Source organism: Gordonia sp. WA4-43 (assembly GCF_020520305.1).
In the GTDB taxonomy this organism is placed as follows: Bacteria; Actinomycetota; Actinomycetes; order Mycobacteriales; family Mycobacteriaceae; genus Gordonia; species Gordonia hongkongensis.
Map to the genome: position 1 here is coordinate 2,025,457 of NZ_CP084736.1, position 12,873 is coordinate 2,038,329.

Consider the following 12,873-nt stretch of genomic DNA (forward strand, 5'->3'; position numbering starts at 1 on the left):
TCACGTCGAGGGCGGTCGGGTGAGCATCCAGGTGACGGTCTGCTCGCCCGGTAGGGCCTCGGGCCCACTGGACCAGCCGATCAATCGCTTCTCCTCGATCTCGTCCATGATAGGGGCATCGCCGACCGCCGCTCCTGGATCCGTGGTCAGCGCATCCAGGAGCGCGATGTAGCGGCGGGCGATCGCCCCCACGGATGCCTCATCAAAGAGGTCCGTTGCGTAGGTGATCTCCAGGCCCCATGGTCTGTCTCCGAACACAGCGAGCCGGAGGAGGAGGTCCACCTGGGCGAAAGCCGCGGGCGCTCGCATCGGGGTGACGTACAACCCGTCGAACTCGATCCCGCCGTCGCCATCACCCTCAGGCCGATGATCGACGGCCAGCATCACCTGTGCAAGCGGCGCGAAGGCCTCCGACCGCACGGGGTTGACGGCCTCAACCACGGATTCGAATGGCACATCCGCTGCCGCAAAGGCGTCGAGGTCGACATGCCGAACGTGGTCGAGCAACTCGGCGAAACTCATACCCGGTTCTATCTGGGTTCGTAGCGCAAGCGTGTTGACGAACATTCCGACAAGCGGATCGAGAACGCGGTCGCCTCGACCGGCGATCGGTGTCGCGATCGCGATGTCGTCGGTTGCGCTCAGGCGCGCGAGCAGTACTGCGAGTGCGGCATGCAGGACCATGAACGAGGTCACCCCGTGCGCCGAGGCAAGCTCGTTGATGCGTCGGGCCAGGTCCGTGGGCACTTCGTCGGACAACACCGCGCCGCTCGACGATGCGACCCGCGGTCGGGGCCGATCGGTCGGCAGGTTCAGGACGTCCGGTACACCCGCCAGCTGTCGGGTCCAGTAGGCCAGTTGTTTGCCGGAGACCGACGACGGGTCGCCAGGGGCGCCCAGCATTGTGTGCTGCCAAATCGCATAGTCGGCGAACTGGACCTCCAGTGGTGCGAAGTCGGGTGCCGTCCCGGTGACACGCGCTTGATAAGCGGTCATCACATCACCGATCAGCGGGCGCATCGACTCGCCGTCACCGGCGATGTGATGAAGGACGGCAAGTAGTGCCCATTCGGACCGTTCACGTTTCCACAACACAATTCGAAGCGGAGACTCGCGTGTGACGTCGAAACCGCGCATCGCGGCGGCGATGACCTCCGCCTCGGAGGCGACGACGCTCCAGTCCAGGTTGTCCGACGCCCAGGCCTCGTCATGGATCAGCTGAACGGGGTCTCCGTCGATCGACGGGAAGGTGGTGCGAAGCACTTCATGTCTGACGATCACGTCTACGACCCCGGCGCGCAATGCATCCACGTCGAGGTTTCCGGCCAGCTTGACTCCAATGGGCAGGTTGTAGGTCGGCTGGTCAGGTTCGAACTGGTTGATGAACCACATGCGTTGCTGAGCAAACGACAGCGGAATCCGTTCCGGCCTGGGCGATACCGCCACGATCGGGGCCAACGCGGAACCCCGGTCCATGGTCGCTGCGGCGAGTTCACGCACACTCGGCGCATCAAACACATCCCTGACCGAGACATCCACATTCAGCACCTGGCCCACCCGGGCAGCCACCCGCGTGGCCGAAAGTGAGTTACCACCGGCATCAAAGAACGAAGCGACCACACTGACCTGCTCCACGCCGAGTACGTCGGCAAAGACCCCGGCGATCAGCTCTTCTCGATTACCCTCCGGCGCAATGTATTCGGCTTCGGTGAATTCCGGAGCCGGCAACACCCCCCGGTTGACCTTCCCCGACGGATTGAGCGGCATCTCATCCAACACCACCCACGCCGTCGGCCGCATATACACCGGCACCGCATGCACCAACGCCGCCTCGATCGCCTCCATATCGATCGACGCCGCCGGAGCAACCCACGCCACCAACTGATCACCAGTCGCACTCGGCAACACCGTCGCCGCCACATGCCGCACCCCCGGCACCGACGCGATCACCGTCTCGATCTCACCCAACTCAACCCGCTGACCCCGCAACTTCACCTGGAAATCGGTACGACCCAAATACTCCAGCTCCCCGCGGGCATTCCACCGCACCAGATCACCCGTGCGATACATCCGGGCCCCCGGCTCACCGAACGGATCAGCCACATAACGATCCGCCGTCAGATCCGGGCGACCGGCATAACCGCGACCCACCTGCACCCCACCGATATACAACTCACCAGCAGTACCCACCGGCACCCGCTTCAACCGCCGATCCAACACCGCGACCTGCCCGTTCCACACCACCGAACCGATCGGCACAGTCGCATCCGCCGCCGACACCTCGACAACCTGCTGCCCGGAAATCTCCACCGACGCCTCCGTCGGCCCATACAGATTCACCAAACGCGTCTGCGGCAACCACTCACGCACCGTCGCCGCCATCGACGGCGCCAACGCCTCACCCGTGGTCGAAATGATCCGCAACGAACTCAACGACGACACCCGTTCCCGACCACACACATCCAAGAACACCGACAGCATCGACGGCACGAAATGCGCCGTCGTCACCCCGGCCCGCTCAAACTCATCGGCCAACGCCACCGGCGCCAAATGCACATCCGGCGCCAGAATCACCAGACGCGCACCCACCAGAAACGGTGCGAACAACTCCGCCAACACCACATCAAAGGTGTACGGACTCTTGAGCACCACCCGATCGGCCTCATCGATCGGCATCGCCGACACACCCCACCACAGGCGGTTGTTGATACCCCGATGCGCCGTCGTCACACCCTTCGGCCGACCCGTCGACCCCGACGTGAACAACGTGTACATCGGATGATCAAGACCCAACGGCGACAACCGATCCACATCAGTGACCGCCGGCGTATCCACATCCACCTCACCGCAAGCATCAACCCCGATCACCGGCAAACCCTGCTCCTGCGCCAACGCCGCCACATGGGCACCCACCGACCGATCCGACACCAACAACAACCGGGAATCGGTCACTTCGAGCATGTAACCGGCCCGCTCATCCGGCGCATCCACCGCAATCGGCATGAACTGCCCACCAGCAGCCACCACCGCATGCACAGCCACCACCATCTCCACCGACCGCGGCATACACAACGCCACCGTCACCTCCGGCCCCACCCCAGCCGAAATCAACTCCCGCGCCAACACCGCCACCCGCGCACCGAACTCCCGATACGACACCTCACGCTCACCAAACACCAACGCCACCGCATCCGGAGTGGCCCCAACCTGCTCAGCAATCACCTCACTCACCAAACGCTGATCCACCCCAACCACCGGACCACGCTCAAAACCCTCGAGAACCCTCTGCTCATCCGCATCCAAAATCGGCAAATCACCAATCAACGTCGACGGATCAGCCAGAACACGATCAAGCACGCCGGTCAGGGTTGTCAGGAGTCCTCGGATTCGCGGCTCGTCGAAGATGTCCGTCGCGTACGTCAGGTCCAGGACCCAATCCTGTTCGCCATCACCGGAATTCACTGTCAGATAGAGGTCTAGTTGTGCCGCACTCAGTCCTGGATCAAACGGGGTGAAGTCGACACCAGCCACCTCGACGCCGTCAGCAGCACCGGCACCCGGATCGAAGTTCAACGCCACCTGCGCCAACGGCGCAAACGCCTCGCTCCGCACCGGCTTGACCGCATCCACCACCGCCTCAAACGGCACATCCCCATGCGCAAACGCCTCCACATCCGAGGCACTCACCTGATCAAGCAACTCCGCAAAACTCTGACCACCATCAACCGAAGCCCGCAACACCAACGTGTTGACAAACATCCCCACCAACGGATCCAACACCGCAGACCCACGACCACCCACCGGCGTCGAAATCGCCACATCCACCGCATTCGACACCCGACCCATCACCGCAGCCCACGCCGCATGAACCACCATGAACGCCGTCGCCCGGTGCTCAGACGCCAAAGCCCGCAACGCCATGCCCGTCTGCGCCGGCAACGTCACCGTCACCCGCGCCCCACGATTCGACGCCACCAGAGGACGAGGCCGATCCGTCGGGAACTCCAACAGACCCGGCAGGCCAGCCAACCGCTCAGTCCAATACGACAACTGACCCGACACCACCGAGTCGGGATCCTCCGGCGACCCCAACACCTCGTGCTGCCAGATCGCGAAATCAGCGAACTGCACTGCAAGCGGTTCAAACTCGGGATCGTTGCCGGCTGCGCGCGCTGCATACGCTGTCACCACGTCGGTGACCAACGGTCGGAAGGAACCGCCATCCATCGCGATGTGCTGGCTGATCACGGCAAGCATGTGTTCGTTCTCGCTGACCGGCCACAGCACGACACGCAGGGGCAGCTCGGATGTCAGATCGAAGCCCCTGCCGACCGATGCCAGGATCTCATCCTGCGACGCCACAACTGTCCAAGGCAATTTCGAACGAATCTCCTCGAGCGAATGCACCTGCTGGTACGGCTCGCCGTCGAGGTCCGGGAACGTTGTCCGCAAGATCTCCTGCCGTGCGACGACATCCAAGATCGCCGCACGCATCGCTGCTACATCCAGGCGACCGGACAACCGCAACACGATCGGAATGTTGTAGGTCGCATTCGACGGATCCAACCGATTCAAGAACCACAGTCGCTGCTGCGCGAACGACAGCGGCACCCGCTCCGGACGCGGGCTGACCGCGGTGATCGGCGCCAGGGCCGACCCGGCAACGTCTGCTGTGGCCACCAACTCCCGCACGCTCGGGGCGTCGAACAGATCCCGTACCGACAAATCCGCGTTCAGTACCTCGCCGGCACGCGCGATCACCCGCATCGCCGACAGCGAGTTCCCGCCCATATCGAAGAACGACTCGGTGACACCGACCCGCTCGACACCCAGAATCTCGGCAAACACCGCAGCCACAGCCTCCTCGGCTGCACCCTCCGGTGCCACATACTCCGCTTCCAGCGAACCGAACTCCGGTGCCGGCAACGCCTTCCGATCGATCTTGCCCGCCGTATTGAGCACGAACTCGTCGATCACCATCCACACCGACGGCACCATGTAGGTCGGCAACGCCTGCCCCGCGGCGGCCTTCACCACATCGACATCAACCGATTCACCCGGTCCGGCAGACACATAGCCAACCAGGTGCTCGCCACCACCAGGCCCGGCGACCACGGTCGCCGCCGCATGCACCACCCCCGGCGCAGCCGCGAGCACCGACTCGATCTCACCGAGCTCGATCCGCTGACCACGCAACTTCACCTGGAAATCGGTACGACCCAAATACTCGATCCCGCCACCAGAAAGCCGCCGCACCAGATCACCCGTCCGATACAAACGCGCACCCGGAGCGCCGTGGGGATCAGCGATGAACCGCTCCGCCGTCAAGTCCGCACGCGCCGCGTATCCACGCGCCAGCTGCACACCACCCACATACAACTCGCCCGGCACACCCACCGGAACCCGACGCAACCGCGAATCCAACACCACCGCCAACGAATTCCACACCGGCACACCAATCGGCACCGTCACGTCATCAGACGAGACCCGCTCGATTTTCTCGAACGTGATCTCCACCGCCGCCTCGGTCGGTCCATACAAGTTGTAGAACAAAGCCTCCGGCCAAATCGTGCGCACCTGCGCCGCGATCGCCGGCGGCAACGCCTCACCCGTGGTCGACACAATCCGAACCGAATCCAGCGCCGCCATCTGCTGCGCGCCAACAATGTCGAGGAACACTGACAACATCGACGGCACGAAATGCACCATTGTCGCCCGCGTCCGCGCGATCTCACCAGCCACATACACCGGATCGAGATGCCCACGATCAGCGAGCACCACCAACCGCGCACCCACCATCAACGGCGCGAACAACTCCGGCACCGAACAATCAAACGTGTACGGCGTCTTCTGCACCACCACATCCGAAGCATCGATCGGCAACTCATCCAAACCCCACCACAACCGGTTCAACACCGCCTCATGCGGCAACGTCACACCCTTCGGCCGACCCGTCGACCCCGACGTGAACAACGTGTACACCGCCGAATCACCATGCAGCACGCCACGCTCAGCCACCGAAATCGGCGGCGTCGCCACATCCACCTCACCCGAGCAATCCACACCCACCACGGGCACGCCCACCGCACCGGCAGCCTCGACCACCCCGGCAACGTCGTCGCCCACCCCGCCGGTTGAGCCCACCCCGCCGGTTGAGCCCTCCCCGCTGGTTGAGCCCTCCCCGCTGGTTGAGCCTGTCGAAACCACCAGCACCCGAACATCGGCGGTCTCGAGCATGTACCGCGCACGATCGGCCGGCGCCTGCGTATCGATCGGCACGTACTGCCCACCCGCGGCAACCACCGCATGCACGGCGACCATCATCTCCACCGACCGCGGAACACATACCGCCACAGCCACATCCGGTCCCACACCCATGTCGATCAACTCACGGCCCAGCACCGCCACCCGAGCAGCGAACTCGGCGTAGGACACCACCCGATCTCCACACACCAACGCCGGTGCGTCCGGCGTCCGCTGAACCTGCGCCGCCACCACGTCACCCACCGACACAAACCCCGGCAAGCTCCGCGCCGCACCCCACTCACGCGCAGCCTCGGCGACAACCTCGGCCTCGGACAACACCGACACATCACCCACAACGACCGACGGATCGGCCGTCGTCTCATCCAAGACGCGGACCAGTCGTTTGGCGAACGCCGAAACCGTGTCCGCTTCGAAAAGGTCGGTGGCGTAGACAATCGACCCGCGCCACGGTCCGCCGTCACTCGAGTTCACCGTGATGTAGAGATCCAACTGCGCCGGGACAACATCGGATTCGACGCCCTCGAAGCGCAGGCCGGCAGCCGAGACATCCACGCCCCGCGCCGACGCACCCGGATTCAGCGACAGAAGTACCTGGGTCAACGGTGCAAACGCCTCGGACCGCACCGGATCGACCGCATCGACCACCGCCTCGAACGGCGCATCCGAATGCGCGAATGCCTCCAGATCGGTAGCCCGCACCTGCTCGACGAGTTCGGCGAAACTCAGGTGGGGTTCGACAGCTGCCCGCAGGACCAGCGTGTTGACGAACATGCCGACGAGTCCCTCAAGCACTTCCTGTCCGCGCCCGGCGATCGGCGTGGCGATCGCGATGTCGGGCACCGCTGACAACTGCGCCAGAACCGTGGCAAGCGCAGCCTGGATGATCATGAACGGCGTCGCATTCAGATCCGCAGCCATACCGCCGATTCTCTCGGCCACATCTGTCGGGATATCGAAGGTGACTTCACGCCCATCGTGGCTGGCCACCGCGGGCCGCGGCCGATCTGCCGGCAACTCCACCACATCTGGCAGACCGGCCAATTGCTCACGCCAGTACGCGAGCTGCTTGCCCACCAGGGACTCAGGGTCATTCGGTGATCCCAGCACCTGGTGCTGCCAGATCGCGAAGTCCGCGAACTGCACCTGTAACTCGGCGAAGGCCGGAGCTTCACCGGAAACCCTTGCCGCGTAGGCGGTCAACAGGTCCGAGAGCAGCGGCAGCTGCGATTCGCCGTCGGTCGCGATGTGGTGGGTGACCAGTGCTACCACATGTTCGGTCGGTGATTCCGCATACACGCGTGCTCGGATCGGCCACTGCTCGACCAGATCGAATCCGGCCAACACCGTCGATTCGATCTCGGCGGGAGAATCGACCACTCTCCAGTCCAGACGGTCCGCGACGGCTTCGGCAGGATCGATCAACTGGAACGGAGTCCCACTCGCCATCGGAAAACGAGTGCGCAACACATCCTGACGAACCACCACATCAACCAACGCCGCCCTGAACGCCGCCACATCCAACGCACCATGCACCCGCAGAACGACCGGGATGTTGTACACCGGCGACCCAGGCTCCAGCCGATTGATGAACCACATCCGTAACTGCGCAAACGACAACGGAATGCTATCGGGACGCGGAACCACGGCCACGATCGGGTCCAGCGCCTTACCCCTCGACTCGGTCAGCGCTGCCAGCTGCCGAACAGTCGGGGCAGCGAACAGGTCCCGAACGGAGATATCGGCTTCCAGGGCCTGCCCGACCCGAGCGATCACCCGCATCGCCGACAGCGAGTTACCGCCGAGGGCGAAGAACGACTCAGTCACTGATACCCGGTCCACACCCAAGATCTCGGCGAACACCGCAGCCACAGCCTCCTCGGCTGCATCCTCCGGAGCCACATACTCCGTTTCCAGAGAACCGAACTCCGGTGGCGGCAACGCCTTCCGATCGATCTTTCCGGCGTTGTTCAAAGCGATCTTCGCGACTGGCATCCAGACGCCCGGAATCATGTACGTCGGCAACTCCGCCGCCGCTACAGCCTTGACCGCCTCGATGTCGACGGTCTGCGGTGCCAGATAGCCGACAAGGTGCTCACTGCCCCCGGGACCGCCAACCACCGCCGCCGCCGCATGGACGACCCCTGGCACCGACGCCATCACCGACTCGATCTCGCCGAGTTCGATGCGCTGCCCTCGCAGCTTCACCTGGAAGTCAGTGCGCCCCAGATACTCGAGCTGGCCGACGGAGTTCCACCGCACCAGATCACCCGTTCGGTACAACCGTGACCCAGGTGTACCGAACGGATCGGCGACGAACCGCTCAGCTGTGAGTCCTGGCCGCGACGCGTAACCGCGTGCGGACTGCACGCCGCCGAGATAGAGCTCGCCGGCCACCCCGACCGGAACCGGGTGCAGACGGGCGTCAAGGACCACCGCGGTGGTGTTGGGCATCGGCGCACCGATCGGCACGGTCTCCAGCGGCCCGGCCAGCGCCGCCGACTCGGTGTACACCGCACACTCGGTAGGACCAAACAGGTTGGTCACCGACATCCCCGGCACCCGATCGACGAGCCTGCCGTAAACCGCCGGTGGCAGGGCTTCACCGCCGCAGAAGACCCGCTCGACAGCAGCGAAAGCAGCAGCATCCCGCACCGTGTCGAGGAATACCGACAGCAACGAGGGCACGAACTGCACCACCGATACGCGCTCGGTGGCCATCAGTTCGGCCAGATACAACGGATCACGATGACCTTCGGGTTCGGCGATCACCGTGCACCGCCCGGTCGTCGGACCCCAGAACAACTCCAGCACCGAAGCGTCGAAGGTGTAGGGGGTCTTGAACAACATCCGGCCGTCTGCATCGTCGGGGTTGAGACCGTCGAACCAGTCCAGGAAGTTGCCCACGGCCGAGTGTGAGACCGTCACACCCTTCGGCCGGCCGGTCGACCCAGAAGTGAACAACGTGTAGGCCGCGTTCTCCGGCCGTAGCAGTGCCGATCGCTCTGATGCCCGGATCGGCGATACTGCCGGGCCGACCTCGCCCGAACAATCAACTTCCAGGAGCCGCAACCGATCTCGCACCGAGCCGAGCGCTTCCGGCACCGAGCCGACTCCGATCAGCACCGTCTGAACCCCTGCGGTGTGCACCATATACTCCGCACGCTCGGCGGGCGTATAGGTATCGATCGGGACGTACTGTCCGCCGGCGGCAAGCACTGCTTGAATCGCCACCAACATCTCCACCGAACGTTCAAGACACAAACCCACCGGCACGTCGGGCCCGACACCGGCAGCGATCAGCTCCCGAGCCAGAACCGCGACCCGAGCACCGAATTCCGCATATCCGACCCTGCGGTCGGCAAATACCAACGCCGTGGCCTCCGGCCGCAGGGCCACCTGGTCTGCAAAGCGGTCGGTGAGCGTCTGCGAGGCTCCGACGTAATCGACCCCCGCGCCGGCCCCGAGCGTGATCAATTCTGCAGACTCGCCGCCACCCATCCATGGAACGTCGCCCACCGCGGCATCCGGGTCAGTGGTCAGCGCGTCCAACAACGCCACATACCGGTCGGCGAACCGCTGCAATGTATCCCGGTCGAACAGGTCCGCCGCACCCGTGACCTCACCGATCCAAGCGCCGTCGACACCGTTGGTCGAAAGAGTCAGATCCAAATCGAGCTGAGCCGGTCGCTCGATGCCCTCGACCGGAGCTACCTGCAGACCTGCGACCTCCAGTTCCACAGACGCCGCCTGCACACCCGGGTCGAACGAGAAAATGACCTGAGTCAGTGGCGAAAACGCCTCACTTCGCACCGGATCGACCGCTTCGACCAGTGCCTCGAACGGAATATCAGCGTTCGTCAACGCCTCCAGATCGTGCACACGTACCCGATCGAGCAATCCTGCGAACGATTCCGCCGGATCGACCTCGGTCCGCAGCACCAGAGTGTTGGCGAACATGCCGACCAGGTCGTCGAGCACTTCCTGACCGCGTCCGGCCACCGGGGTGCCGACGACGATGTCACCGGTACCCGACAACCTTGCCAACAGGACTGCGAAGGCGGCGTGGGACACCATGAACGACGTCGCCCCATGTTCACCGGCAAGCCCGACGATCCGCTCGGCCACCGAACTAGGCACGGTGAATCCGGCCTGCACGCCACGATGGCTCGCCACCGCGGGCCGCGGCCGATCCGCCGGTAGCTCCAACACCTCCGGCACGCCGGCCAACCGGTCTCGCCAGAAACTCAACTGCCGCCCGAGCACCGACTCCGGGTCATCCGGCGACCCGAGCACCCGATGCTGCCAGATGGCGAAATCCGAGAACTGCACCCGCAACGGAGCAAACTCCGGGAGTTCACCGGCTGCGCGCGCCGCATACGCGATCGCCAAGTCCTTGACCAACGGCAGCAGCGACTCACCATCGGACACTATGTGGTGCGTCACCACAGCCAGCACGAACTCGCGCTCGCCGACCGGCCACAGCCGCACCCGTAAGGGCAGCTCGGTGCTCACATCGAAGCCCGTCCCGACTGCGGACTCGATCCCCTCCAGAGAGTCGACAACGCGCCAATCCAGGTTCGCCTCGACGTCACCGATCGTGGAGACCTGCTGGAACGGTAAGCCGTCAACCGACGGGAACACCGTGCGCAGCACCTCGTGCCGCGTGGCGACATCGACCACCGCTGCCCGCAACGCCCCCACATCCACCGGCCCGGTCAACCGCAACACCGCCGGAATGTTGTAGGCGGCATCCCCCGGTTCGAACTGGTTGATGAACCACATGCGTTGCTGGGCAAACGACAACGGGATGCGTTCCGGCCGCGGATCGACCGCGGTGATCGGCGCCAACGCCGCACCATGGGTAGCAGCCACCGCCGCCAACTCCCGCACCGTCGGCACCTCGAACACATCCCGCACCGACATCGTCACACCCAACACCTGACCCACCCGCGCGGCCACCCGCATCGCCGACAGCGAGTTACCACCGGCATCAAAAAACGACTCCGTCACCGACACTCGATCCACACCCAGGATCTCGGCGAACACCCCCGCCACCAACTCCTCACGCTCACCCACCGGCGCCACGAACTCCGTCTGCACGCCACCGAAATCCGGTTCCGGAAGAGCACGACGATCAATCTTGCCCGCGCTGTTGAGCGCCAAATCGTCCAGCACCATCCACACCGAGGGCACCATGTAGGTCGGCAACGCCTGCGTGACCACGGCCGTGACCGAGTCGAGATCGATCGACGAGGGCGTCACGTAGGCCACCAGGTGGTCGGCACCTGACGGCGACGCAGCGACGGCCGCAGCCGCCAGCACCACACCGGGGGCCTCGGTCAGGACGGCCTCGACCTCACCGAGTTCCAGACGCTGACCACGCAACTTCACCTGGAAGTCCGTGCGGCCCAGGTATTCGAGCTCGCCCCCGGTGTTCCACCGCACCAAATCGCCGGTGCGATACAGCCGTGCACCCGGAGCGCCGTAGGGGTCGGCGATGAACCGCTCGGCGGTCAGCCCCGACTGGCCTGCGTAACCGCGCGCCACCTGCGGACCGCCGATGTACAACTCACCCGGCATGCCGATCGGCGCCATCCGCAGCCGGTTGTCCAGCACATAGCCTTCCGCGCCGGCAACCGGGCGGCCGATCGTCACCGCTCTGGACTCCGGCTCGAAGGTCTTGACGGTGGCGTAGACCGTGATTTCGGTGGGGCCGTACAGGTTGTGGAAAGAAAGGCCGGACCACAGTCTGGTGACCGCTGCGGCCACCGCGGGCGGCAGCGCCTCGCCGCCGGTGTTCAGATGCCGCATCGAGGCGATCCAGGACGGGTCCTCCTCGGCGAGCACCTCGGTCATCACCGCGAGCATCGACGGCACCAACAACGCCGAGGTGACGCCGTTGCGTGACACCACATCACGGATGACCGCCGGATCACGATGTGTACCCGGCTCCAGCAGTACCAATGATCCACCGCTCATCAACGCACGCATGAACTCGAGCACCCAGGCGTCGAAGGTGTACTCCGAGACCTGCAAGAAGACATCGGTGCTGTCGAAACCGTGGTACTCGAGGTCGGCAACGGCCTCGGCCATCAACGCACGATGCTCCACCGTCACACCCTTGGGTCGTCCCGTGGATCCCGACGTGAAAATGGTGTACGCACCATTGTCCGGATGCGGCTGAGCAAGGCGCTCGGACCGATCCAGCACCGGCACCCGCGCCGGATCGATCTCGTCTGTGGCGTCGACCATCAGCAGCGGTACATCCTGCGCCTTCGCGGTGTCGGCCACTGCACTCGCCGACGAGTCCCCAGCAACCAACAACATCGCAGCACCGGACATCGACAGCATGTACTCAGCCCGTTCGGCCGGCGCCGCGACATCGATCGGCACGAACTGGCCGCCCGCGGCGAGGACCGCATGAATTGCGACCATCATCTCGACCGAGCGCGGCACCGAGATCGCGACCACCACCTCCGGACCCACCCCCGCCCCGATGAGCTTGCGGGCGAGGACGGACACACGGGCGGCCAGTTCCCGATACGACACCTCGCGATCACCGGCGATCAATGCCGTCGCATCCGGCGACCTCCGACTCGCCTCGAA

At 64.6% G+C, this 12,873-nt stretch carries 1 protein-coding gene (only partly in view); it reads right to left on the reverse strand.

Translation table 11 applies throughout. The annotated features are described in order from the left end of the window. Positions 1–12,873 carry the 3' portion of a non-ribosomal peptide synthase/polyketide synthase gene (locus LEL84_RS09080; RefSeq protein ID WP_226513851.1) on the reverse strand. It continues 8,202 nt past the right edge of the window, so 12,873 of the gene's 21,075 nt are visible here — the last part of the coding sequence; the start codon falls outside the window, past its right edge — the gene reads right to left on this strand; it ends in the stop codon at positions 1–3.